Here is a 24,192-nt window from a genome sequence, read left to right on the forward strand (position 1 = left end):
TGCTGTTGCTTGTGCGCAAAAAACCTCCGGATCAGTTCATGGCTCCGGCTTTCTCGAACATCTGCTGCACCTGCTGTTCCAGCAGTGCGTGCTCCGGCGCTTCCAGCAGCGGGTCGTCGGCCAGCATGGCAATGGCTTCCGCCTGCGCAGCGTGCAGGGTGCGGGTGTCGTTCATCAGGTCGGCGATCTGCAGGGTGGGCAGGCCGTGCTGGCGGCTGCCGAAAAAGTCGCCGGGGCCGCGGGTCTCCAGATCGTACTGCGCCACCGCAAAGCCGTCCGTGGTGCTGCACAAAAATTTCAGCCGCTTTTGTACGTTTTCGCTTTGGTTGTCGCTGACAAGAAAGCACCAGCTCTCCGCTGCACCGCGTCCCACGCGGCCGCGCAGCTGGTGCAGGGCGCTCAGACCGTAGCGCTCTGCGTTTTCAATCACCATTACGCTGGCATTGGGCACATCCACACCCACCTCAATGACGGTGGTGGACACCAGTGCGTCCAGCCGTCCGGCTTTGAAGTCCTCCATCACGGCAGCTTTCTCCTTGGGTTTGAGCTTGCCGTGCATCAGGCCTACCCGGCGCTCCGGCAGCAGGGCCTTGGCAATGTCCTCGTAGTAGCTCTTAACGGCGTTCAGCCCGCCATCCGGTGTGTCCTCGATGGCGGGGCAGACCAGATACACCTGCCGCCCGCGCCCGATCTCCTGATCGAGAAAATGGTAGAGGTCGCGTCGCTTTTTGCCGGTGATGCAGCGGGTCTTGACCGGTGTGCGGCCCGGCGGCAGCTCGTCCAGAATGGAGATGTCCAAATCGCCGTAGATGAGCAGGCCCAGCGTGCGGGGAATGGGCGTTGCGCTCATCACCAGCAGGTGCGGATTCGCGGCCTTTTCGGCCAGCATTCCGCGCTGCCGTACCCCAAAGCGGTGCTGCTCGTCGATCACGGCAAGACCAAGCCGGGCAAACTCTACGCCTTCGCTGAGGATGGCGTGGGTGCCCACCACAAGGTCGGCTTCGTCGTTCCGGATGGCGGCAAGGGTGGTGCGGCGTGCAGCGGCCTTCATGCCGCCGGTCAGCAGGGCCACCCGCATCCCGAAGGGGGCAAGCATCCGGTTCAGGCCTTCGGCGTGCTGGGCGGCCAGAATTTCTGTCGGGGCCAGCAGCGCGGCCTGATACCCCGCCCGGATGCAGGCCCAGATGGCGGCAGCCGCCACCAGCGTTTTGCCGCTGCCCACATCGCCCTGCAAAAGGCGGTTCATGGAAGTCTCGCCCGCCATGTCGGCCAGAATCTCGCTCACGGCCCGGCGCTGGGCTCCGGTGGGGGAAAAGGGCAGGCTGGCCCAGAACAGGGACGGGTCGGCAAGCTGCATGGGCGCACCGGTGGCAGCGGCACCCCGGTTTTTCATCCGGCCAATGCCCAGCTGCAGAACCAGAAGTTCTTCATAGATCAGCCGCCGCCGGGCTGCATAGGCCTGCTCTTCGGTGGCGGGGCAGTGGATGGCCCGCACGGCATCTGCCTTGGAGAGCAGACGGTATTTTGTCAGCATTTCCGGCGGAAGAGGGTCGGGCAGAAGCTCTGCATGGGGCAGCAGCTGCCGCACGCACTTGGCGATGGCATTGCTGGTCAGGCCCTCGGTCTGGGGGTAGACCGCTTCAAAGGGAGAAGCCTTAATCTGCTCGGCGGTGCGCACCTGCGGGTTGACCATCTGGCGGCGCAGCATCCCGCCGGTAACGATGCCCTGAAAATAATATTCCTGCCCCAGCTGCAGCTTCTGGGCGGCATAGGGATTATTGAACCATGTGATCTCCAGACTGGACACATCGTCCCCGGCAGTGATGCGCTCCATCCGCCGCCCGCCCGGCAGGATACGCCCGCCGGGTTTGGCGAACACCTCGGCCCTGACGACGCACTCCACATCGGTGGGCGCTTCGGCGATGGAATAGGGTTTGGTGAAGTCGATATATCTGCGCGGGTAGTGGCACAGCAGGTCGGCCAGCGTCACGATGCCCAGCTTCTCGAACCGCTCAGCGGTCTTGGGGCCAACGCCCTTCAGGTAGCGCACCGGCGTATCCGGGGTGAGGGTGGTATGGTTTTCGGCGGGCACAGGCATCAGCTCCTTTGCAAAGTAGTATAGCCATTGTAGCACCTTCCCGTTTGCAAATCCAGCTAAACCGGCGATAATCATTCCGGGAACAACGCAAAACAAAAAAAATCCCGGAAGCCGAAGCTTCCGGGAATCTTTTGGAGGTGACGACCAGATTTGAACTGGTGGATGAGGGTTTTGCAGACCCTTGCCTTACCACTTGGCCACGTCACCATATTTAGGAGTGAATTTCCACTCCTGTTGGAGCGGCCGACGAGGCTCGAACTCGCTACCTCCACCTTGGCAAGGTGGCGCTCTACCAGATGAGCTACGGCCGCATATTCGGTGCATTTTACCTTGCACCCATCATTTCTGATGCCCTGAAAACAAGTTTCAAAGTAGGTGAAAGCTTGCGCTTTCTTGGTGGCGACCCGGATCGGGCTCGAACCGACGACCCCCAGCGTGACAGGCTGGTGCTCTAACCAACTGAGCTACCGGGCCATATTGGAGCAACTGTTGCTGCTCCGTTATGGAGCGGCCGACGAGGCTCGAACTCGCTACCTCCACCTTGGCAAGGTGGCGCTCTACCAGATGAGCTACGGCCGCATATTGGAAACCCTGCTGGGTTTCCTTGACTGGTGCCTCCGATCGGAATCGAACCAATGACACGGGGATTTTCAGTCCCCTGCTCTACCGACTGAGCTACAGAGGCGCACCGGACGATGATTATTATACCTGAAATTTCGATTTTGTAAAGGGGTAAATCCAAATTTTTTTCAGAAAATTGAAACTTTCTTGATTTTGGTCGCTCCAGCGCGTAAAATAAGAATGACTTTTTCAACCTGCTTTCGGCACATCCGGCACAGGACGTGCTGTGTGCGGGCGCGCCAAACAGAAATTGACAAATTCAACAACCTATGGTTTAATGAAAATGAAATGATTCAGGCGCTTTTGCCCTTTTTCTCTGTGTATACCTATATTATAGTAAGAAAAGGGCAGAGGCGTTTTATGATTTGACTACAGACGGCCCGCTTTTTGCAAGAAAGGCCGGGCCGGGAGGAGCAGCATGGCAAAAAAACAGGAATATGGCAACGAGAGCATTACTTCTTTGAAGGGTGCCGACCGTGTGCGTAAGCGCCCGGCCGTTATCTTTGGCTCAGACGGCGTGGAGGGATGCGCCCACTCCATCTTTGAGATCGTCTCCAACTCCATCGACGAAGCCCGCGACGGCCACGGCGATACCATCAACGTGACCCGCTGTAAGGATGGCAGCGTCATCGTTGAGGACTTTGGCCGCGGTATGCCCGTGGACTGGAACAACGGCGAGGGGCGCTACAATTGGGAGCTGTTGTTCTGCGAGATGTATGCAGGCGGCAAGTATGGCGAGGGTGAGGATAACTACGAGTTCAGCCTTGGCTTGAACGGTCTGGGCCTGTGCGCTACCCAGTATGCTTCTGCATGGATGACCGCCGATATCTACCGTGACGGATACCACTATCACCTTGATTTTAAAAAGGGCGAGAATGTGGGCGGCCTGCAGAAGGAAGCCTACAAGGGCCGCCGCACTGGCAGCATCATTCACTGGAAGCCGGACGACGAGGTGTTCACCGACATCGATGTGCCCGGCAGCTACTATAAGGATACCCTGCGCCGTCAAGCGGTGGTCAACGCAGGCCTGACCCTGAACTTTACCGATGAAAAAGAGAAAGACCCTGCCACTGGCAAGGCGTGGTACGAGAGCTGGTGCTATGAGCACGGCATCGCGGACTATGTGGCCGAGGTGGCAGGGGAGGATACCCTGACCCCGGTGTTCAGCTGCGAGAGTGAGGCATCCGGCCGAGACCGCGAGGATCAGCCGGATTACAAGGTGCGCATGAGCGCGGCGTTCTGCTTCTCCAATAAGGTGCAGATGCTGGAATACTACCACAACTCTTCCTGGCTGGAGCACGGCGGCAGCCCGGAGCATGCGGTGCGCACCGCCTTTGTCTACCAGATCAACAAGTACCTGAAGGAAAAGAACCTCTATAAAAAAGGTGAGAGCGCCATCAGCTTTCAGGATGTGCAGGACTGCTTGGTGTATGTCTCGTCCAGTTTTTCCACCCGCACCAGCTACGAGAACCAGACCAAAAAGGCCATTACCAATAAGTTCGTCTCGCAGGCTATGACCGACTTCCTCAAGCATTATCTGGAAGTGTATTTTCTGGAAAAGCCGGACGAGGCCCAGAAGATCTGCCAGCAGGTGCTGGTGAACAAGCAGAGCCGCGAGCACGCGGAAAAAACGCGCCAGAGCATCAAAAAAACGCTGTCCACCCAGATCGACCTTGCCAACCGGGTGCAGAAATTCGTGGACTGCCGCACCAAGGATGCATCCCGCCGCGAGCTGTATATCGTGGAGGGCGATTCCGCTATGGGTGCGGTCAAGTCCAGCCGCGACAGTGAATATCAGGCCATCATGCCCATCCGCGGCAAGATCCTGAACTGCCTGAAGGCCGACTATGCCCGCATCTTTAAATCGGATGTCATCGTGGATCTCATCAAGGTGATGGGCTGCGGCGTGGAGCTGGGCGGCAAACACAACAAGGAGCTGGCGACCTTTAACCTCGACAATCTGCGGTTCAATAAGATCGTCATTTGTACCGATGCCGATGTGGACGGCTACCAGATCCGCACGCTGGTGCTCACCATGCTCTACCGCCTGACCCCGACCCTGATCGAGAAGGGCTATGTGTATATCGCAGAGTCGCCGTTGTATGAAATTACAACGAAAGAACGAACTTATTTTGCCTACACCGAGCCGGAAAAGACAGCGTTTCTGGAAGAGATCGGCGAGAAAAAATACACCATCCAGCGCTCCAAAGGTCTGGGTGAGAACGACCCTGAGATGATGTGGCTGACCACCATGAACCCGGAGAGCCGCCGTCTGATCAAGGTGATGCCCACTGATGTGGTGCAGACCGCGCAGGTGTTCGATATCCTGCTGGGCGATAACCTTGCAGGCCGCAAGGAACACATTGCGCAGCACGGCGCAGAATATCTGGACGATCTGGATGTGAGCTGATGATTTTAAATTGCCTCCGCTTGCGCTCTGGCAATGACAGAGGTAACGTTATTTTAATTTGGTGATTTGTCGCAGCCTGCGGGCTGCTCCAAATCACGTTTTCACGAAGAAGGCCCCAACGGGTCACGGCATTTTAAGGGAAAAATGCAGAAAACCGGAACGGCTCCATCTGTGAAAGAGCAGCTCAGGATGGCCCGCAGGCCATCCTGAGCTGCAAAAATAAAAAATATTTTCCGCTGAATATGGGCAGAGCGAGAGCGGCGCCCATTTAAAATCGTCAAGAGGTTAGAAGATGCCTAGAAAATCGACCAAGAAAACCTTCAAGCCGGTGCGCCCGCAGTTGGGCGACGGTGTTGAAATTTTAAATGCTGGCAGTGTGCTGGAGGACCCCATCACCCGCACGCTGGAAACCAACTATATGCCCTACGCCATGAGCGTTATCGTCAGCCGCGCGCTGCCAGAGATCGACGGCTTCAAACCGGCGCACCGCAAGCTGCTGTACACCATGTACGAGATGGGCCTGCTCAAGGGCGCACGCACCAAGTCTGCCAACATCGTGGGCAGCACCATGCACCTGAACCCCCACGGCGATGCCGCCATCTACGACACCATGGTGCGCATGGGCCGCGGCAACGAGAGCCTGCTGGTGCCCTTTGTGGACAGCAAGGGTAACTTTGGCAAGGCCTACAGCCGGGATATGTCCTGCGCTGCTGCCCGTTACACGGAGGCAAAGCTCGAGGGTGTGTGCGAGGAGCTGTTCCGGGATATCGACAAGGAGACCGTGGACTTTGTGCCCAACTACGACAGCACCACCACCGAGCCTACCCTGCTGCCGGTCACATTCCCCACCATTCTGGCAAACAACACGCTGGGCATCGCGGTGGGCATGGCCTGCAACATCTGCTCGTTCAATCTGGCAGAGCTGTGCGCCACTACCGTGGCCCTGATGAAGGACGAGCACCACGACATCTCCACCACCATGCCCGCCCCGGACTTCGTGGGCGGCGGTCAGATTTTGTACGATGAAGCGCAGATGCGTGAAATTTACGAGAACGGCCGCGGCAGCGTGAAGGTACGCGCCCGCTACAACGTGGTACCCGGCGAAAACATGATCGAGGTCACCCAGATCCCGCCCACCACAACGGTGGAGGCCATCATGGATAAGATCGCGGAGCTGGTCAAGGCCGGTAAGGTCAAGGAAATCAGCGACATGCGTGACGAGACCGATCTGAACGGCCTGAAGCTGACACTGGACCTCAAGCGCGGCGTGGATGCCGATAAGCTGATGGCAAAGCTGTTTAAGGCTACCCCTCTGGAAGACAGCTTCAGCGCGAACTTCAATATTCTGGTGTCCGGCCAGCCCCGCGTGATGGGCGTGCGCGAAATTCTCAAGGAGTGGACGGCCTTCCGCGTGGAGTGCGTGCGCCGCCGCACCTACTACGACCTGCACGGCAAGGAAAAGCGCCTGCACCTGCTCAAGGGTCTTGCTGCTATCCTGCTGGACATTGACAAGGCAATCAAAATTATCCGCACCACCGAGGAAGAGACCGAAGTGGTGCCCAACCTGATGATCGGTTTTGGCATCGATGAAGTGCAGGCCGACTATGTGGCCGAGATCAAGCTGCGTCATTTGAACCGGGAATATATCCTCAAGCGCACCAGCGAGATCGAACAGCTGGAAAAGGATATTGCCGACCTGAACGATATCCTTGCAAAGCCCGCCCGCATCCGCCGCATCATCATCAATGAGCTGAACGATGTTGCCAAGAAGTACGGCCAGTCCCGCCGCAGCGAGATCCTGTACGATCTGCCTGAGGAAGAGAACGGCTCCGAGGAGGAAGAAACGCCGGATTACCCCGTGACAGTGTTCTTTACCCGCGAGGGCTACTTCAAAAAGATCCCGCCGCAGGGTCTGCGCACCGCCGGTGCCCATAAGCTGAAAGAAGGCGACGAGATCGTGCAGCAGATCGAGACCCGCAACAACGTGGAAGCGCTGTTCTTTACCGACAAGCAGCAGGTGTACAAGGTGCGTCTGGCAGAGCTGGAGGACGGCAAGGTGGCCCAGATGGGCATTTTCATCCCGGGCCGTCTGGGCATGGACGAGGGCGAGAACGTGCTCTCCATGGTGATCACCAGCGACTACAGCGGCTATATGCTGTTCTTCTTTGCCAGCGGCAGGTGCGCAAAGATCCCGCTCAGCTCCTATGCCACCAAGCAGAACCGCCGTAAGCTGCTCAAGGCCTACTGCGACAAGGAACCGCTGGCGAAGCTCTTCTTCCTGCCGGAGGAGACCGAGCTTGCCATCCGCACCAGTGCCAGCCGGATGCTGCTGGTTGGCACGGCGCAGATCGCGGCCAAGGCCACCCGCGACAGTCAGGGCGTGGCGGTCGTTACCCTGAAAAAGAACCAGACCATCGCGTCGGTCGTCCCGGCGGACACGCTGGAGCTGGCGAACCCCCACCGCTACCGTGTGCGCAGCCTGCCCGCTACCGGTGCGCTGCTCCGCGCCGAGGACGAGGGTGAGCAGATGAGCCTGCTGTGATGTTTCCCGTGCAGAGCGTTTTCGCGTGGGGCAGGTTCTATGGCTTTTGCAAAAGGCATTGCCGCCGGGTACGTTCTCTTTTGCGTGCCAAAAGAGAACCAGAAAGGACGGCGGTGCCCACAGGGCATGAAAGCCCCAGTGGGGCTTTTAAGCCGCAGACCGGTTTGCGCAGCAAATGCCGCGTGTTCAGCGCGGCAAGGTCTCCGCTACTTTCGAGGCGCGGGAGGCAGCGGGTTGCGGCTCCCTGCGTCTGCTTCGTGCCTTGGACGGCACTCGCATCCTGCAGGCCGCTGCCCCAACAGCTCCTCCCTGTTTCGGCCACTGGCCGCGGTCGTCGCTGTTGCAAACTAAGGGCTGCTCGCCCTTAATAATCCCAAAGCAGATGGGCTCCATACAAAAAATCCAAGTCGCTGCGCTAGAGGATTTTTTGTGTTGCGCCGATTTTGAGTCGCTGCGCGACGAGCCGTGCGGGTGAGTTTACGCTTTATCTGCTGCGCGACAGCCGCAGGCTGACAGCAGCAAGATGCCGCTTGCCATTACGACCCCTCCCGTGAAAAAGCAGCTCCGAAACGACCGCAGTCGTTTCGGAGCTGCAAATTATAAAAATAATTTTCCGCTATTATTGTCAGAGCGAAGCGGAGACAATTTTAAATCGTTTCTATATAAAAGAGGAAACTGCAATGCAAAACATCGACCTGATCTGTGTGGGCAAGCTGAATGCAAAATATTTCGCCGAGGGCGTGGCCGAGTACCAGAAGCGCCTTGCCGCCTTCGCGTCCTTCCGCATCATCGAGCTGCCGGAGGAAAAGATCGAGGAGAAGAACGCCTCGGATGCCGTGGTAAAAAAGGCACTGGACAAGGAGGGCAAGGCCATTCTGTCCAACGTGCGCAAGGGTGCTGCCATCGTGGCCATGTGCATTGAAGGCAGGCAGATCTCCTCCGACGAGCTGGCCCAGTTCCTTGCCGACCGCGCAAACAGCGGGGCAGGGGATGTGGCGTTCGTCATCGGCTCGTCCCACGGCCTGTCCGATGAGGTGAAAAAGGCCGCTGCACTCAAGTTCAGCATGGGACGCATCACCATGCCCCACCAGCTGGCCCGCCTTGTGCTCACGGAGCAGATCTACCGTGCCTGCACCATCAATGCAGGGATGAAATACCATAAATAAGTGCAAAAACCGGTCTGTTCCCCAAAGCAGGCCGGTTTTCGGCTTTACAAGCGGCGCAAAACATGGTACAGTAAAGATACTGTGCTTTCCCTTTGAAAAGCACGCCCGGCAGTGGGGAAAGCTGCCGGAATGATACAACAACGACACGGCAAACCAGCCGCGGACGGAAAGGATGTACTACAATGGAACAGAGCGAAAAGACCCTTGATATGATCGTCAATCTCTGCAAGAACCGTGGTTATGTGTTCCCCGGTTCCGAGATCTACGGCGGTCTGGCCAACAGCTGGGATTACGGCCCGCTGGGCGTCGAGTTCAAGAACAACGTCAAAAAGGCATGGCTGAAGAAATTCGTGCAGGAGAGCCCCTACAATGTGGGTCTGGATGCAGCCATCATCATGAACCCTCAGACCTGGGTGACCACCGGCCATGTGTCCAGCTTCTCGGACCCCCTGCTGGACTGCCGCGCCTGCAAGGCGCGCCACCGCGCCGACAAGCTGATCGGCGAGGAGCACCCCGAGGTGAACGTGGATGCCATGAGCTTTGACGAGATGGATGCTTTCATCGCAGAGCATGAGGACATCGTCTGCCCCGTCTGCGGCAAGCACGATTTTACCCCCATCCGCAAGTTCAACCTGATGTTCAAGACTGCCATCGGCGTTACCGAGGACAGCTCTTCCACCTGCTATCTGCGTCCTGAGACCGCACAGGGCATCTTTGTCAACTTTGCCAACATCCAGCGCACCACCCGCCGCAAGCTGCCCTTCGGCGTGTGCCAGGTGGGCAAGGCCTTCCGCAACGAGATCACTCCGGGCAACTTCACCTTCCGCACCCGCGAGTTCGAGCAGATGGAGTGCGAGTTCTTCTGCAAGCCCGGCACCGATCTGGAATGGTTCGCTTACTGGAAGGACTATTGCGAGAACTGGCTGCTGAGCCTTGGCATCAAGAAGGAGCACCTGCGCCTGCGTGACCACGAGCCTGCAGAGCTGGCCTTCTACAGCCGCGCTACCACCGATATCGAGTACGCCTTCCCGTTCACCGACTGGGGTGAGCTGTGGGGCATCGCGGATCGTACCAACTACGACCTGACCCGCCATCAGGAGGCTTCCGGCAAGAGCCTGGAGTACTTCGACAGCGAGACCAACGAGCACTACATCCCCTACGTCATTGAGCCGTCTCTGGGCTGTGACCGTGTGGCTCTGGCCTTCCTGTGCGAAGCATACGACGAGGAGCACCTGACCGACAGCAAGGGCAAGGAGGATATCCGCACCGTGCTGCATCTGCATCCGGCTCTGGCTCCCTACAAGTGCGCCGTGTTGCCCTTGAGCAAGAAGCTGGGCGAGAAGGCCATGGAAATCCGCAACGAGCTGAGCAAGTACTTCATGGTGGATTACGACGATACCGGTTCCATCGGCAAGCGTTACCGCCGCGAGGACGAGATCGGCACCCCGTACTGCATCACTGTGGACTTTGATACCGTGGGTGACGAGGCCAAGGGCATTGCCGCCGACAACTGTGTCACCGTCCGTGACCGCGACACCATGGAGCAGGTGCGTATGCCCATCTCCGAGCTGAAAGCTTATATCGAGAGCAAGATCGAGTTCTGAGAAAATTTCGCTTTCAGTCGATAAAAAACAGCCCCGCCGTTGCAATTTCGGCGGGGCTGTGCTATAATACAAATAAAGAAAGTGCTGTCTGGCAAACGGTCAGTACCTTTCCGGCGCGATAATCAAAAGATGACCGCTCAGGTTTGGACGCTGAGGGCGGTCATTTTTTGTTGTTGAAGATCTTCCACGCGATATCGAAAATGCCAAAGCTCACGGTTGCAAGCAATGTGAGCAGAGCCAGAGTTTCTAAAAGCGTCATGAAGCATCACCCCCTTCGCTGCAAAGCGTCGGGGTACGACAAAAATGTTCGCCTTCCCGACGCAGGGCCGAAAAGGCATAGACCGCCTGCCGTATGTAGACAGCACTCTCAAGAGACAGTATAACAGACGTTTCCTGCTTTTTCAACAGCGGGAGGTGTCTGTTTTCTTTTTACTGGACAGAACGGCTTGTACCGGGTATACTGAAAAACAGAAAAACATGATTTTTACACCGCAGGAGGTTCTACCGTGGAAAATTTTGACGAACTGCTGAAAAAATATGCCGATTTCATCGTCCGGGTGGGGGTGAACCCGCAGCCGGGCCAGACCCTCATCATCAACTGCCCGCTGGAGGGCGCGCCGCTGGCGCGGCTGTGCGTGCGCAGTGCCTACGAAGCCGGTGCCCGGGATGTGCAAGTGAACTGGAGCGATGACGCTGTGGCCCGTGCCCGCATGGAGCTGGGCAGCGAGGAGGCCCTGACCGACCTCAAGCCATGGCAGCTGCGCCGCTATCTCGACTATGCTGAAAGCGAGGGCGGCGTGTGTGTACTGCATCTCATTGCGGACGACCCGGAGCTGTATGCGGGCATTGACGGCAATAAGATCAGCAGGGTGAATGCCGCCCGCCGCGCCTTTATGGAGGAGTGGCAGGAGTACACCATGAACGACCGGGTGCAGTGGTCCATTGCGGCCCTGCCCAGTGTGCCGTGGGCAAAGAAGGTCTTCCCGGAGCTGGACGCGGATGCCGCCATGGAAGCGCTGTGGAAGCTGATCTTTGACGTGTGCCGGGTCACCGGCGGCGACCCGGTGAACGAGTGGAAGGCCCATATGGAGCGGCTCAGCACTCTGCGGGATAAAATGAACGCGCTGGACTTGGAAAGCGTGCATTTTGAGAGCAGCAACGGCACGGACCTGACCGTGGGTCTTGCGGATCGGGCTGTGTGGGAAAGCGCCGCCAGCAAGAGCGAAAAGGGAGTGGTGTTCCTGCCCAACATCCCCACGGAGGAAGTGTTCACTGCGCCCCACAAGGACAGGGTAGAGGGCGTTGTCTACGGCACAAAGCCCTATGTGTTCAACGGCCAGCTCATCAAGAACTTCCGTGTCACCTTTGAGAAGGGCCGGGTTGTGGACTACCACGCCGAGCAGGGACAGGTGCTGCTGGGCCGTCTGCTGGACGGCGACGAAGGCTCCCGCAGCATTGGCGAAGTGGCACTGGTGCCGGCAAGCAGCCCCATCAACCGCAGCGGCAAGCTGTTCTACAGCACGTTGTTTGACGAAAATGCCGCCTGCCACATCGCGTTCGGCGCCAGCTACCCCGGCACCACGAAGGGCGGCACGGCGCTGACGAAGGAAGAGCTGCTGGCCCGCGGCATGAACCAGTCCCGCCTGCATGAGGATGTGATGATCGGTGCAGAGGACAGCCATATCACCGGCAAATGCCGCGATGGCCGCACCGTGGAGCTGTTCCGGGACGGCGTGTGGGTGCTGTAAAAGACCCTGCGGCGAAAAAAATCTGCGAAAATGCTTGCATAATCGCGGGATGTATGGTATATTCTAGTAGTACGATATAGTTTAACCTGAAACGTGGGCCGCAAGGTCCGCGTTTCTTGTTTGTTTGGAGGTTTTTTATGGCGAAGCAGTCTGGCGGCAACACCGCCCAGAGAGTCGAAGCGCTTGTCCGCCCCACCGTGGAGGGCATGGGCCTGCGCCTGTGGGATGTGGTTTTTGAAAAGGAAGGTCCAGACTGGTATCTTCGCGTGCTCATCGACAAGGACGGCACCATGGATACCGACACCTGCGCGGATGTTTCCCATGCGCTGGACCCCATCCTTGACGAGGCAGACCCCATCGACCAGAGCTATTATCTGGAAGTGGGCAGCCCCGGCCTTGGCCGTAAGCTGACCCGCCCGGAGCACTATGAAGCCCTCAAGGGCCAGAAGATCCGGGTAAAGCTCATCCGCCCGAATGCAGACGGCGTGCGTGAGTTTTCCGGTATCCTGACAGGCCGCGAGGGCAGCACCGTTACGGTGAACACCGATGCGGGCGCTGTCACCTTTGAGGTGAACGCCGCATCCAGCGTGAACCTGTGCGACGATGAAGACCTGTTTGACTAACATAGATAGAGAGTAAATTACAGGAGGAACCCGAAAAATGGCAGCAGCGAACAATGAATTTTTTGAAGCTCTCTCCATGCTGGAGCACGAGCGCGGCATCACCGCAGAATACCTGATCGAAAAGATCAAGGCTGCGATCATCATTGCCGTCAAGAAGAACTATGAGGTGGAAGAGGACCACGTGAAGGTGGATATCGACCCCGCCGCAGGCCGCTTTGACGTGGCCCTGATCCAGGACGTTGTGGCCGACGAGGACTGGTACGACGAGCACTCTGAGATCGGCATTACCGAGGCACAGAAGATCCGCAAGAGCTACGAAGTGGGCGACCGCATCGTGACCCCCCTCAAGACCAAGGACTTCGGCCGCATTGCAGCCCAGACCGCAAAGCACGTGATCCGTCAGGGCATCCGCGAGGCTGAGCGCAGCCAGCAGCTGAGCGAGATCCAGTCCCGTGCACACGACATCGTGCAGGCCACCGTTACCCGCGTGGACCCGGAAAAGGGCATCGTTGCTCTGGATCTGGGCAAGGGCGGCGAGGCTATCCTGCCCCACAACGAGCAGGTGCCCGGCGAGGTGTACACCGAGGGCCAGACCCTGCAGGTCTACGTTGTGGATGTCGTCAGCACTGAGCGCGGCCCCCGCGTTATGATCAGCCGCACCCACCCCGGCCTTGTCAAGCGCCTGTTTGAGCTGGAAGTGCCCGAAATTTTTGACGGCACTGTGGAGGTCAAGGCCATCAGCCGCGAGGCCGGTGCCCGCACCAAGATGGCTGTTTGGAGCAAGGACCCCAACGTGAACCCTGTTTCTGCCTGCATCGGCGAGCACGGTGCCCGTGTGGCTGCTGTTGTGGAAAAGCTGGGCGGCGAAAAGATCGACATTGTGAAGTGGAGCGAGGATATCTCCGAGTTCATCTCCGCAGCACTGAGCCCGGCCAAGGTGGTCAAGGTGGAACTGCTGCCCGGCGAGACCCGTTCCTGCCGTGTGACCGTGCCCGACCAGCAGCTGAGCCTTGCCATTGGCAACAAGGGCCAGAACGCACGCCTGTGCGCACGCCTGACCGGCTACAACATTGATATCCGCCCCGAGAGCGGCTATTATGGCGAGGAAGAGCCGAAGAAGGAAGCCGAGACCGACACCGAGTAATTCTGGCGCAGATGGCCAAAGGAGGGAAACCGGATGGCACAGAAAAAGATCCCTTCCCGCCAGTGCATCGGCTGCATGACCAGCCGCCCCAAAAAGGAGCTGGTGCGTGTGGTGCGTGCACCCAGCGGAGAGATCAGCATTGATCTGGTCGGCAAAAAGCCGGGCCGCGGCGCGTATCTCTGCCCGAACCCCGACTGCCTGACCAAGGCAAAAAAGAAAAAGGCGCTGGAGCGCTGCTTTGAGCAGCCGGTTCCCGCCGAAGTTTACGAGGCTCTGGCCGCACAGCTGGCCGAAGCCGCAAAGGAGGCAGCAGCAAATGGCAAAGAAGAATAACACCCCCGCAAAGCCCAAGCTGCCGCCGGAGGAAGCGCTGTATCAGGCGCTGAGCCTGTGCCGCAAGGCGGGCGCACTGACCATGGGCTTTGATGCCGTGGAAGATGCCTGCGTCAAGAGCAAGGCATGGCTGGTGATGGTGGCAAGCGATGCCAGCGCCAAGACCGTGCAGCGCCTCGACTATTCTGTGGGCGATCTGGTGGATGTGATCACCATGCCGCTTACGCAGGATAAACTGGCCGATATCAGCCGCAAGCCTGTGGCTGTTTACGCGGTGACTGACCGCAACCTCGCAAAGCTCTGCTTTGACCGCCTGTCGGACTGCGGAGCAATCAAAAATGAGGAGGATATGACCGAATGATCGTAAAATATAAAGTGAGTGATTTTGCAAAGGACCTGAACCTTTCTGCCAAGAAGGTCCTGGATGAGCTGAACGCCATGGGCAGCACCGGCAAGAAGAACAGCTCCAATCTGGAAGAGAACGAGCTGAACTACCTGCTGGAAAAGTTCAGCAAGGATAACAGCGTGGCAAATCTGGACGAATTCCTGAACAGCGCCAAGGCCGCAAAGGAAGAGCCGAAGCCCACTGAGAAGAAGGCCGAGAAAAAGCCCGAAGCTCCCAAGGCAGAAAAGAAGCCGGAGCAGCCTGCCGCCAAAAAGGCAGAGCCTGCCCAGCAGGATAAGAACGGCAATAAGCATAACGAAAAGAAGAACGAGCAGCACAAGAAGCGCGAGGAAAAGACCGTTTCTCTCAGCGAACTGGCTCGTGAGACCGGTGCCAAGGCATCTGCTGCTCCGGCACAGGCTGTGTCCGTGCGCCGCGAGGACAATCAGGTCACCGTGGATACCCGCACTGTGGATATGAACGTGGACCGCTTCGATGCCCGTTACGATGATCTGGCTTCCACCAAGAACACCGAGAACCGCCGCAAGCCCACCCCGCAGGGCAACAAGCAAAAGTTCACCCAGCGCGGTCAGCGCCAGCGCCAGCAGTTCCAGAAGGGCAAGCGCGAGACCGAGTTTGAGCGTCTGCAGCGCATCCAGCTGGAAAAGGCCCGCAGCGCACAGCTGAAGGTGATGATCCCCGACGAGATCACCGTGGGCGAGCTGGCTGCCCGCCTGAAGCAGCAGGCCGGCAAGGTCATTGCCAAGTTCATGCAGATGGGCGAGATGCACGCCATCAACGACGTGATCGATTTCGATACCGCTTCTCTGCTGGCAGAGGAGTTCCACGCAAAGGTCGAGCACGAGGTGCATGTGACCATCGAGGAGCGCCTGTTCACGCAGGAAGAGGATTCGCAGGAGGACCTGGTGGAGCGTCCCCCGGTGGTCTGCGTCATGGGCCACGTTGACCACGGCAAGACCAGTATTCTGGATGCCATCCGCAAGACCAACGTTACCGCAGGCGAGGCCGGCGGCATCACGCAGGCCATCGGTGCATATCAGGTCAAGGTCAACGACAGCCTCATCACCTTCCTGGATACCCCGGGCCACGAGGCGTTCACCTCCATGCGTGCCCGCGGTGCCAACATGACCGATATTGCAGTTCTGGTGGTTGCTGCCGACGACGGCATCATGCCCCAGACCATCGAGTCCATCAACCACGCCAAGGCTGCAAATGTCAAGATTATCGTGGCAATGAACAAGATGGATAAGCCCACCGCAAACCCCGAGCGCGTGATGGAAGGCCTGACCAAGTACGGCATCATCACCGAGGACTGGGGCGGCGATGTGGCCTGCATCCCGGTGTCTGCCCTGACCGGCATGGGCATCAACGACCTGCTGGAGCGCATTGCTCTGGAAGCTGAGGTCATGGAGCTGAAGGCCAACCCCAACCGCCGCGCCAAGGGTGCGGTCGTCGAGGCCCGTCTGGACAAGGGCCAGGGCCCCATTGCCACCATTCTGGTGCAGAACGGCACCCTGCACTCCGGCGATGTGATCATTGCCGGTACCGCTGTGGGCCGCGTGCGCACCATGCGCAGCGACAAGGGCCAGCTGCTGAGCGATGCCGGCCCCTCTACCCCTGTGGAGATTACCGGCCTGACCGCAGTGCCGGAAGCAGGCGACCTGTTCGAGGCTGTTGAGGATGAGCGTCTGGCCCGTGAGCTGGCCGAACAGCGCGTTGCTGCCGCCAAGGAAAAGCAGTTCTCCTCCTTCCAGAAGGTCACGCTGGATAACCTGTTCAGCCAGATGGCTCAGAACGACATGAAGGAACTGGCTATCGTGGTCAAGGCCGATGTGCAGGGCTCTGCCGAGGCTGTGAAGCAGAGTCTGGAGAAGATCTCCAACGAAGAGGTGCGCGTGCGCGTCATCCATGCCGGTGTCGGTGCCATCAGCAAGTCCGACGTGGATCTGGCCGATGCCTCCAACGCCATCATCATCGGCTTCAACGTCCGCCCGGACAATGTGGCCAAGGAAGAAGCTGCTGCCACCAAGGTGGAAATGCGTATGTACCGCGTCATCTATGATGCCATCAACGATGTCACCGACGCTATGAAGGGCATGCTGGCTCCCAAGTTCCGCGAGGTGTCTCTGGGCGAGCTGCAGGTCCGTCAGGTGTACAAGATCTCCAATGTGGGCACCGTTGCAGGCTGCCGCGTGACCAGCGGCAAGATCACCCGCGACAGCAAGGTGCGCGTGGTGCGTGACGGCATCGTGATCACCGAGGACGAGATCGCATCCCTGAAGCGCTTCAAGGATGATGCCAAGGAAGTGGCCGAGGGCTACGAGTGCGGCGTTACTCTGGCAAAGTTTGCCGACGTTAAGGAAGGCGACGTGTACGAAGCCTTCAAGATGGAAGAGTACCGCGATTAAGATCTGAAATAACCCTCTCCGTCATTGCTGGCGCAATGCCACCTCCCCCGAGGTGGGAGGTTTGCAGAGAAACGGAACGTTTGCCGTATCCACGCAAAAAGCTCGCCCCTCGGGAGAGCTGCCGAGCGAAGCGAGGCTGAGAGGGTTTTCTTTTATAGGGAGAAATACTATGTCTCAGAAGAATATGGGCCGTCTGGCACAGGATATGAAGCGCGAGATCATTGCCATCATCGGAAGGCTGAAGGACCCGCGTCTGGAGGGCGGTCTTTTGACCGTCACCCGTCTGGATGTGACCCCTGATCTGGATGTGGCCAAGGTGTATGTGAGCGTGATGGGCCGCGAAGACGGCCCGAAGCCCGCCATCGAGGCACTGAACCGCGCGGCAGGCCATGTGCGCACTGAAGTGAGCAAGAAAATGCACATCCGCAAGGCTCCCCGCTTCATCTTCGTAGAGGATGACGGTGCCGCCTATGCAGCCCACATCAACGAGCTGCTCCGCACGCTGAACGTGAACGGCGACGCTGACACCGAAGCCAGCGCACCGGAGGAGACCGAAGAATAATTCCGCCTGCGGAAAGGATGGATCATGGAATGACAGAACAGTTGAATGTGCAGCAGATGGCCCAGCGCCTGATGACGGCGGACAACATTTTGATTCTGTGTCACAAAAACCCGGATGGCGATACCATTGGCTGCGGCAGCGCGCTGTATTGTGCATTGAAAGCACTGGATAAAAACGTGGCAGTGCTTTGCTCCGATGCCATTCCCAACCGGTATGCGTTTACCAACGCACATATGTTCAAAGGCGAGTTTGAGCCGCAGACTGTGGTAGCGGTGGATGTCGCCAGCGTGCAGCTGTTTGGAGAAAACAACGGTATGCCGCAGTTCTCGCGCCATGTGGACCTGTGCATCGACCACCACGCAGGCAACAGCGGCTATGCCGACTTCACCCTGCTCAATGGCAGCGCCGCAGCGGCGGCAGAGCTGCTGTACGAGGTGATCAACGCCATGGGCGTTGCCATTACGCCGCACATTGCAGACTGCCTTTACACCGGCCTTGCAACCGACACCGGCTGCTTCCGGTTCTCTTCCACCACGGCAAACACCCACATCGTGGCGGCAAAGCTCATTGAGGCGGGCTGTCATGTGGAAGAGCTGAACACCCTGCTGTTCGATACCAAGCCCCGTGAGCGCATGGAGGCCGAGCGCATTGCCCGCAACCATCTGGAATACTATCTGGACGGCCGGTGCGCGCTCATCTACCTCACCCGGGACGAGATCGAGCAGAGCGGTGTGGACCCGGCCGATCTGGAAGAACTGACCAGCCTGCCTGTGAGCATTGAGGGCGTAAAGGTGGGCCTGACCCTGCGGCAGCAGCCCGGCGGCAGCTACCGCATCAGCGTGCGCACCGCAAAGGGCGTGGACGCCTGCGCCATCGCTCGGCGTCTGGGCGGAGGCGGTCACAGCTGCGCTGCAGGCTGTGAGCTGCTGGGCAATCTGGAAAACGCAAAAAATGCAATTCTGGCAGAGGTGGAAGCCGAGCTGGACGCACCGCAGGAGGAAGCATAAATGCAGGGCATCCTGATCGTTGACAAGCCCATGGACTGGACCAGCTTTGATGTGGTGGCAAAGCTGCGCGGCGTGCTGGGCACCCGCAAGCTGGGCCACAGCGGCACGCTGGACCCCATGGCCACCGGCGTGCTGCCGGTGTTCTTCGGCGGTGCCAGCAAGGCAGTGGACCTGCAGCTGAACCACGATAAAAGCTACCGTGCGGTTTTAAAACTGGGCGCGCGCACCGACACCGGCGATGTGACCGGCACTGTGCTGGAAACGGCTCCGGTCACGGCGGGCGAAGGGGAACTGCTGGCCGTGCTGCCACAATTCGTCGGCCCGCAGATGCAGGTGCCGCCCATGTACTCGGCCATCAAGCTGAACGGTCAGCCGCTGTATAAGCTGGCCCGTGAGGGCGTGACCGTGGAGCGCAAGGCGCGCCCCATTGAAATTTACAGCATCACCTACGGCGGAAGCCCGGCAGAGAATGAGTATGTGCTGGATGTAACGTGCTCCAAGGGCACTTATATCCGCACATTGCTGGAAGACATTGCCGCCGCCATGGGCCAGAAGGGCACCATGAGCGCACTGCGCCGCACCTCGGCGGGCGTGTACACCGAAGCCGATGCCCACACGCTGGAGGAAATTCTTGCCGCAAAAGAGCAGGGCATGGACGCACTGGAAGCGCTGATGCTGCCGGTGGAAAGCGTGTTTGAAAGCCTGCCGCTGCTGGTGGTGGAGCCTTGGGTGGAACAGCATTTGTACAACGGCTGCCCCACCAGCCGGTATCCGGCAGCAGATGGCCGCTACCGGGTGCGCAATGCCGCCGGACAGTTTTTGGGCCTTGCCAATATTGTGCAGGGCGTGCTGCGGGTGGAAAAACTGTTCATAGAACGTAATTGAAAAAGGAAACAAAACCCATGCAGATCATTTCACAATTTGCACCGCTGCCGCTGGCGCAGCCGGAAAAAGGCACCGCAGTGGCAATGGGCTTTTTTGACGGCATCCACATCGGCCACCGTGCGGTGATCGAAAGCGCCGTGCAGTGGGCCAAAGAACACGATGCCGCCCCGGCGGTGTTTACCTTCAAGCTGCCGATGGTGAATAAGATGAAGGGCAAGCGCCTGCTTTCCACAGCGGATAAGCATGCTCTGATCGCAAGCCTTGGCGTGGAGTATTACCTCACGCCGGACTTTGAGGAGATCAAGGGCCTGACCCCGGAGCAGTTCGTGCTGGGCATCGTGCGGGACTGCAATGCCCGTGCGCTGGTCTGCGGCGAAAACTTTACCTTTGGCGCCAAAGCGGCCGGCAACCCGGAGCTGCTGCGCACCCTCTGCGCTCCGTTGGGCGTGGAGGTGATCGTGGTGCCCATGGCGCAGTTTGAGGAAAAGCCGGTGTCTTCCACCCGCATCCGCACCGCGCTGGAAGGCGGCGACATCCCGGCAGCAAACGCCATGCTGGGGATGCCCTACGCCATCCGGTTCGAGGTGCAGCACGGTGCAGGTCTGGGCCACACGCTGGGGGTGCCTACCATCAACCAGCTGTATCCCGAGGGCTTTCAGCTGCCCCGCAGCGGCATTTATATCACCCGCACCCGCATTGGCGGGGTGTGGTATCCTTCGGCCACCGGCCTTGGCAGCCGCCCTACCGTCAACGATGATGCCACCAAGGTGACCTGCGAGACCTTTATCCCGGGCTTTTCCGGCGACCTCTACGGCACCGACCCGGTGGTGGAGTTCCACGCCTACCTCAGCCCCAGCAAAAAGTTTGATACGCTGGACGAGCTGCGGGCCTGCATCAACAACGCTGCAAAGCGTGCACAGGAATATTTTGCATAAGAAAAAATCCCGTCTTCTGTTGCAGAAAGACGGGATTTTTTGCGCAAAAGCGCCTGTTTTATTCGTAGTCGATGGGTAAAGTGGGCAGACCGTTCAGTTCAAGGCCCGCTGTGTGGCCTGCAATGTACTGGTAATACCCCTGCGCCGCGATCATAGCGCCGTTGTCACCGCAGAATTTCAGCTCCGGCAGATAAACTTTTGCACCCAGCTTCTGGGCACCGTCGTTCACCAGCTGGCGCAGCCGTCCGTTGGCGGCAACTCCGCCTGCCAGACACACCTGCTTTGCGCTGGTGTCCGCTGCGGCCAGCAGCAGCTTTTCGGCCAGAATGCCCGCAATGCGGTCCTGAAAGCTGGCGGCAAGGTCGGGCACATTCACTTCTTCGCCCTTCATCTGGGCCTTGTTCACCTCATTGAGCACGGCGGTTTTCAGGCCGGAAAAGCTCACGTTGTACTTGCCGTCCACATGGGGCACCGGCAGGCGGTAGGCCTTGGGGTTGCCGGTCTTGGCGGCATTGGCCACGCTGGGGCCGCCGGGATAGGGCAGACCAAGCGTGCGGGCCACTTTGTCAAAGGCTTCACCGGCGGCATCGTCCACCGTGTGACCAAGGATGTGGTAATGGGTGTAGTCCTGCACCTCCACGATGTGGCTGTGCCCGCCGGAGGCCACAAGGCAGAGGAAGGGCGGCTTCAGCTCCGGGTGGGTGAGGTACAGCGCGGCAATGTGTCCGCGCAGGTGGTGCACCGGCACCAGCGGCTTATTGGCCGAGTAGGCCAGACCCTTGGCAAAATTCACGCCCACCAGCACTGCACCGATGAGGCCCGGCGCAAAGGTGACGGCCACGGCATCCACATCGTCGATGGTCTTGCCTGCATCCAGCAGGGCTTTTTTGACGGTAGCACTGATAAACTCGCAGTGGCGGCGGCTGGCGATCTCCGGCACAACGCCGCCGTAAAGAGCCTGTTCTTTGACGCTGGTGGAAATGACGTTGCTCAGCAGGTGCCGGCCATCCTCCACCAGAGCTGCGGCGGTCTCGTCGCAGGTGGATTCAATTCCCAAAATAATCATGTTTTAGTGGGCCTCCAGCCAGTTTTTGCCTGCGTGCACATCGGTGCTCAGGGGCACGGCGTACTGCACGCAGCCTTCCATTTCCTCCCGCAGGATCTGCGCAGCCTTTTCGGCTTCGGCCTGCGGGGCTTCCACGATCAATTCATCGTGGACGGTCAGGATCAGGCGGCTTTCCATCTTTTCGTTCCGCAGCCGCTTCCATACCCGCACCATGGCCAGCTTGATCACGTCGGCCGCAGTGCCCTGAATGGGGGTGTTGCGGGCCATGCGTTCGCCGCTGGAACGCACATTGAAGTTGCTGCTTGCCAGCTCCGGCAGAGCACGGCGGCGGCCGAACAGGGTGGATACATAGCCCACGGCCTTGGCGTCCGCGATGGTCTTATCCATGTAGCCGCTCACCTTGGGGAACGCGGCCAGATAGTTCTTGAGGAAGGCATCTGCCTCCTTCACACTCACGCCGATGTCCTTGGCAAGGCTGTAAGCGCCCTTGCCGTACATGATGCCAAAGTTGATGGCCTTGGCAGAAGAGCGCAGCCGGGAGGTGACTTCTTCCTGCGGGATGCCGTAAATTTTTGCGGCGGTGCTGCGGTGGATGTCCTCACCGTTCAAAAACGCCTGCTGCATGTGCTCATCGCCGGTAATGTGGGCAAGGATGCGCAGCTCGATCTGGCTGTAGTCGGCATCCACCAGCACACAGCCGGGCTTTGCAATAAAGTAGGCGCGCAGCTGGCTGCCCAGCTCGGTGCGGATGGGGATGTTCTGCAGGTTGGGGTTATCGGAGGAAAGCCGTCCGGTGCGGGCCTCGGTCTGGTTGAAGGTGGAGTGGATGCGGCCATCCTCGCCGATCACCTTCAAAAGGCCCTCCACGTAGGTAGAGTTCAGCTTCTGGTAGGCGCGGTACTGCAGAATGTCCTCCACCAGCGGGTAATCCCGCAGGCTTTCCAGTGTTTCGGCATCGGTGGACCAGCCGCGCTGGGTCTTTTTGCCGTGGGGCAGGCCCATAGTGTCAAACAGCATTTCGCCCAACTGCTTGGGGCTGTTGGGGTTGAAGCTGGCGCTGCCGGTCTCCATATGGATGCGGCCCAGCACCTGCTCCAGCTCGGTGCGCAGCTTCACACCGAACTGCTCGATGCCGTCCTTATCCACCAGCACACCGGTGCGGGTCATATCGGCCAGCACCTGTGCCAGCGGGAACTCGATCTCATTGTAAAGGCTGTCCTCACCGCAGGCGGTGATCTCGGCCTTCATCTTGCAGAACAGGTCGGCAAGGCGGCCTGCATCCGGGTAATCGGCACAGGTAAAGGCAGCAGCGGCGCGGTAGCTGGCGGTCAGCTCGCTGATCTGATACTTGGAAGCAGAAGCATCCAGCAGGTAGGCGGCAAGCTTGCCGTCCCACACGATGCTGCTGCCCCAGCCGCCTGCGGCCATGGCCTTGGCATAGAGGGGCGCTGCGTTGAACACTTCCAGCGTTACGTCTGCGTTGTCCAGCAGGCGCATAAGGTCGGCATCCTCCAGCGGGTAAACGGTGCAGTCCTGCACGGCGTACCAGCTCTCCGGCTGCAGCACCACGTTGCGGGTGCCCTGCTTGCCCATCACGGCCGGGCGCGATGCCACCAGATAGGTGCCGGAAGGAGCCAGCGGCAGAGCTTCCAGCTCTGCTTCAGCCAGCTCGATGCCGTCCTCTTCTTCCGGGGCGGCAGGTGCAATGCCGTCCAGCCCAAAGCGAGGGATCAGAGAGTGGATCTCCAATTCCTGCAAAAGGCGCACGGCCTCGGCTTTGTTGCCCTCGCCCACGGCATAGGTGCCCTCGGCCGTGTCGATGGGTGCATCGGTGCGGATGGTGCCAAGGGTGTGGCTCAGCTGGGCCATCTCGCGGCATTCCAGCAAATGTTCCCGCTGTTTGGGCTTGATGAGCTTATCGTCGATGTGCTCGTACACGCCTTCCAGCGTGCCAAAGTTCTGCACAAGGGTCAGGGCGGTCTTTTCACCAATGCCCTTCACGCCCGGAATATTATCCGAAACATCGCCCATCAGGCTCTTCACCTCAATGAGCTGTCTGGGCTGGATGCCGTATTTTTCCTGAATGGCATCCACGTCCATCGTCACCGTCTTGCTGCGTCCCATGACAGTGGCGGCAAGCAGCACAGTGGTGGTGTCACTGACCAGCTGCAGGCTGTCCCGGTCTCCCGTAGCAAGGAAGCAGTCGTCCTTCCGGGCGGCGCAGGCAGCGGCCAGTGTGCCAAGGATATCATCTGCTTCCCAGCCTTCGGCGGTGACGGTGCGGTAGCCGAGGTCTGCCAGAAGTTCCTTGAGCACCGGCATCTGCTGGGCCAGCTCTTCGGGCATGCCATGGCGGGTGGCCTTGTAGCCATCGTACATTTTGTGGCGGAAGGTGGGAGCCTTCAGGTCAAAGGCAACAGCCACCTCGTCGGGTTCGCACTCCTTAAGCAGGGAGAGCAGGATATTCAGAAAGCCATAGATGGCGTTGGTGTATCGTCCGTCCTTGGTGGTCAGCAGCTTGATGCCAAAAAAAGCACGGTTGGCAATGCTGTTGCCGTCAATGACCAGTAAACGCATAGTCGTGTTCCTCCATTGCATTATTACACATTCTGCATTATACCACAAAACCGTGCC

At 59.1% G+C, this 24,192-nt stretch carries 17 protein-coding genes and 5 tRNA genes; 14 read left to right on the top strand and 8 right to left on the bottom strand.

Features of this window, described 5'->3' with window-relative positions; translation table 11 throughout:
• Window positions 1–31: 31 nt before the first annotated feature.
• The 6 genes from recG to DXA66_RS12590 all read right to left on the bottom strand — a co-directional run bounded on the left by recG (window position 32) and on the right by DXA66_RS12590 (window position 2,783).
• Window positions 32–2,092 (bottom strand): ATP-dependent DNA helicase RecG, encoded by a 2,061-nt coding sequence (gene recG / locus DXA66_RS12565; RefSeq protein ID WP_118529227.1) that lies wholly within the window; start codon window positions 2,090–2,092, stop codon window positions 32–34.
• A 138-nt stretch (window positions 2,093–2,230) separates the two neighbouring features.
• Window positions 2,231–2,305: transfer RNA gene (locus tag DXA66_RS12570), tRNA-Cys, on the bottom strand.
• 28 nt (window positions 2,306–2,333) lie between these two features.
• Window positions 2,334–2,409 (bottom strand) — tRNA-Gly (locus tag DXA66_RS12575).
• 86 nt (window positions 2,410–2,495) lie between these two features.
• Window positions 2,496–2,572: transfer RNA gene (locus tag DXA66_RS12580), tRNA-Asp, on the bottom strand.
• Between the two features lie 29 nt (window positions 2,573–2,601).
• Window positions 2,602–2,677: transfer RNA gene (locus DXA66_RS12585), tRNA-Gly, on the bottom strand.
• Window positions 2,678–2,707: 30 nt separating this feature from the next.
• Window positions 2,708–2,783, bottom strand: a tRNA-Phe gene (locus DXA66_RS12590).
• 354 nt (window positions 2,784–3,137) lie between these two features.
• On the opposite strand from DXA66_RS12590, the gene DXA66_RS12595 reads away from it, so the two are divergent.
• The 14 genes from DXA66_RS12595 to ribF all read left to right on the top strand — a co-directional run bounded on the left by DXA66_RS12595 (window position 3,138) and on the right by ribF (window position 20,492).
• Window positions 3,138–5,129, top strand: coding sequence for a type IIA DNA topoisomerase subunit B (locus DXA66_RS12595; protein WP_118529228.1), 1,992 nt, complete (start codon window positions 3,138–3,140; stop codon window positions 5,127–5,129).
• 292 nt (window positions 5,130–5,421) lie between these two features.
• Window positions 5,422–7,671: a DNA gyrase subunit A gene (locus DXA66_RS12600; protein WP_118529229.1), complete on the top strand. Its 2,250-nt coding sequence runs from the start codon at window positions 5,422–5,424 to the stop codon at window positions 7,669–7,671.
• Between the two features lie 680 nt (window positions 7,672–8,351).
• A complete protein-coding gene (rlmH, locus tag DXA66_RS12610; protein ID WP_044954166.1) occupies window positions 8,352–8,837 on the top strand; it encodes a 23S rRNA (pseudouridine(1915)-N(3))-methyltransferase RlmH in 486 nt (161 codons plus the stop codon).
• Window positions 8,838–9,019: 182 nt separating this feature from the next.
• Window positions 9,020–10,441 (top strand): glycine--tRNA ligase, encoded by a 1,422-nt coding sequence (locus tag DXA66_RS12615; protein ID WP_097773884.1) that lies wholly within the window; start codon window positions 9,020–9,022, stop codon window positions 10,439–10,441.
• A gap of 506 nt (window positions 10,442–10,947) precedes the next feature.
• Window positions 10,948–12,189 (top strand): aminopeptidase, encoded by a 1,242-nt coding sequence (locus tag DXA66_RS12620; RefSeq protein WP_118529231.1) that lies wholly within the window; start codon window positions 10,948–10,950, stop codon window positions 12,187–12,189.
• A 137-nt stretch (window positions 12,190–12,326) separates the two neighbouring features.
• The gene (rimP, locus tag DXA66_RS12625; protein WP_005945397.1) at window positions 12,327–12,812 is read left to right on the top strand and encodes a ribosome maturation factor RimP; all 486 of its coding nucleotides are present in this window, start codon (window positions 12,327–12,329) and stop codon (window positions 12,810–12,812) included.
• 37 nt (window positions 12,813–12,849) lie between these two features.
• Entirely contained in the window at window positions 12,850–13,956 is a 1,107-nt protein-coding gene (gene nusA, locus DXA66_RS12630; RefSeq protein ID WP_097773881.1) for a transcription termination factor NusA, read from the top strand.
• 33 nt (window positions 13,957–13,989) lie between these two features.
• Window positions 13,990–14,289 (top strand): RNase P modulator RnpM, encoded by a 300-nt coding sequence (gene rnpM / locus DXA66_RS12635; protein WP_005945403.1) that lies wholly within the window; start codon window positions 13,990–13,992, stop codon window positions 14,287–14,289.
• Window positions 14,273–14,650 (top strand): 50S ribosomal protein L7ae, encoded by a 378-nt coding sequence (locus DXA66_RS12640; RefSeq protein WP_097780834.1) that lies wholly within the window; start codon window positions 14,273–14,275, stop codon window positions 14,648–14,650. The genes rnpM and DXA66_RS12640 overlap by 17 nt, the downstream gene beginning before the upstream one ends.
• Window positions 14,647–17,103: a translation initiation factor IF-2 gene (gene infB, locus DXA66_RS12645; protein WP_118529232.1), complete on the top strand. Its 2,457-nt coding sequence runs from the start codon at window positions 14,647–14,649 to the stop codon at window positions 17,101–17,103. Before DXA66_RS12640 ends, infB begins: the two co-directional genes overlap by 4 nt.
• Window positions 17,104–17,272: 169 nt before the next feature.
• Window positions 17,273–17,665 (top strand): 30S ribosome-binding factor RbfA, encoded by a 393-nt coding sequence (gene rbfA, locus DXA66_RS12650; protein ID WP_005945412.1) that lies wholly within the window; start codon window positions 17,273–17,275, stop codon window positions 17,663–17,665.
• A 17-nt stretch (window positions 17,666–17,682) separates the two neighbouring features.
• Complete coding sequence (locus DXA66_RS12655) at window positions 17,683–18,672, top strand: bifunctional oligoribonuclease/PAP phosphatase NrnA (RefSeq protein WP_118529233.1); 990 nt, start codon at window positions 17,683–17,685, stop codon at window positions 18,670–18,672.
• On the top strand, window positions 18,673–19,557 hold the full coding sequence (gene truB / locus DXA66_RS12660) for a tRNA pseudouridine(55) synthase TruB (RefSeq protein WP_118529234.1): 885 nt from the start codon (window positions 18,673–18,675) through the stop codon (window positions 19,555–19,557).
• A gap of 17 nt (window positions 19,558–19,574) precedes the next feature.
• Window positions 19,575–20,492 (top strand): riboflavin biosynthesis protein RibF, encoded by a 918-nt coding sequence (ribF, locus tag DXA66_RS12665; protein ID WP_118529235.1) that lies wholly within the window; start codon window positions 19,575–19,577, stop codon window positions 20,490–20,492.
• 58 nt (window positions 20,493–20,550) lie between these two features.
• Here the strand turns inward: ribF and tsaD are convergent, their stop codons facing one another.
• Window positions 20,551–21,558, bottom strand: a complete 1,008-nt coding sequence (gene tsaD, locus DXA66_RS12670; RefSeq protein WP_118529236.1) for a tRNA (adenosine(37)-N6)-threonylcarbamoyltransferase complex transferase subunit TsaD — start codon at window positions 21,556–21,558, stop codon at window positions 20,551–20,553.
• A gap of 3 nt (window positions 21,559–21,561) precedes the next feature.
• On the bottom strand, window positions 21,562–24,135 hold the full coding sequence (gene polA / locus DXA66_RS12675) for a DNA polymerase I (RefSeq protein WP_118529237.1): 2,574 nt from the start codon (window positions 24,133–24,135) through the stop codon (window positions 21,562–21,564).
• Window positions 24,136–24,192 lie beyond the last annotated feature (57 nt).

It is taken from the genome of Faecalibacterium sp. OF03-6AC (genome assembly GCF_003478175.1).
Taxonomy (GTDB): Bacteria; Bacillota; Clostridia; order Oscillospirales; family Ruminococcaceae; genus Faecalibacterium; species Faecalibacterium taiwanense.

Coding starts and splice junctions, on each gene's coding strand:
- DXA66_RS12595 (WP_118529228.1), top strand. CDS start 3,138: ATGGCAAAAAAACAGGAATATGGCAACGAGAGCATTACTTCTTTGAAG.
- DXA66_RS12600 (WP_118529229.1), top strand. CDS start 5,422: ATGCCTAGAAAATCGACCAAGAAAACCTTCAAGCCGGTGCGCCCGCAG.
- rlmH (WP_044954166.1), top strand. CDS start 8,352: ATGCAAAACATCGACCTGATCTGTGTGGGCAAGCTGAATGCAAAATAT.
- DXA66_RS12615 (WP_097773884.1), top strand. CDS start 9,020: ATGGAACAGAGCGAAAAGACCCTTGATATGATCGTCAATCTCTGCAAG.
- rimP (WP_005945397.1), top strand. CDS start 12,327: ATGGCGAAGCAGTCTGGCGGCAACACCGCCCAGAGAGTCGAAGCGCTT.
- nusA (WP_097773881.1), top strand. CDS start 12,850: ATGGCAGCAGCGAACAATGAATTTTTTGAAGCTCTCTCCATGCTGGAG.
- rnpM (WP_005945403.1), top strand. CDS start 13,990: ATGGCACAGAAAAAGATCCCTTCCCGCCAGTGCATCGGCTGCATGACC.
- DXA66_RS12640 (WP_097780834.1), top strand. CDS start 14,273: ATGGCAAAGAAGAATAACACCCCCGCAAAGCCCAAGCTGCCGCCGGAG.
- infB (WP_118529232.1), top strand. CDS start 14,647: ATGATCGTAAAATATAAAGTGAGTGATTTTGCAAAGGACCTGAACCTT.
- rbfA (WP_005945412.1), top strand. CDS start 17,273: ATGTCTCAGAAGAATATGGGCCGTCTGGCACAGGATATGAAGCGCGAG.
- DXA66_RS12655 (WP_118529233.1), top strand. CDS start 17,683: ATGGATCATGGAATGACAGAACAGTTGAATGTGCAGCAGATGGCCCAG.
- truB (WP_118529234.1), top strand. CDS start 18,673: ATGCAGGGCATCCTGATCGTTGACAAGCCCATGGACTGGACCAGCTTT.
- ribF (WP_118529235.1), top strand. CDS start 19,575: ATGCAGATCATTTCACAATTTGCACCGCTGCCGCTGGCGCAGCCGGAA.
- tsaD (WP_118529236.1), bottom strand. CDS start 21,558: ATGATTATTTTGGGAATTGAATCCACCTGCGACGAGACCGCCGCAGCT.
- polA (WP_118529237.1), bottom strand. CDS start 24,135: ATGCGTTTACTGGTCATTGACGGCAACAGCATTGCCAACCGTGCTTTT.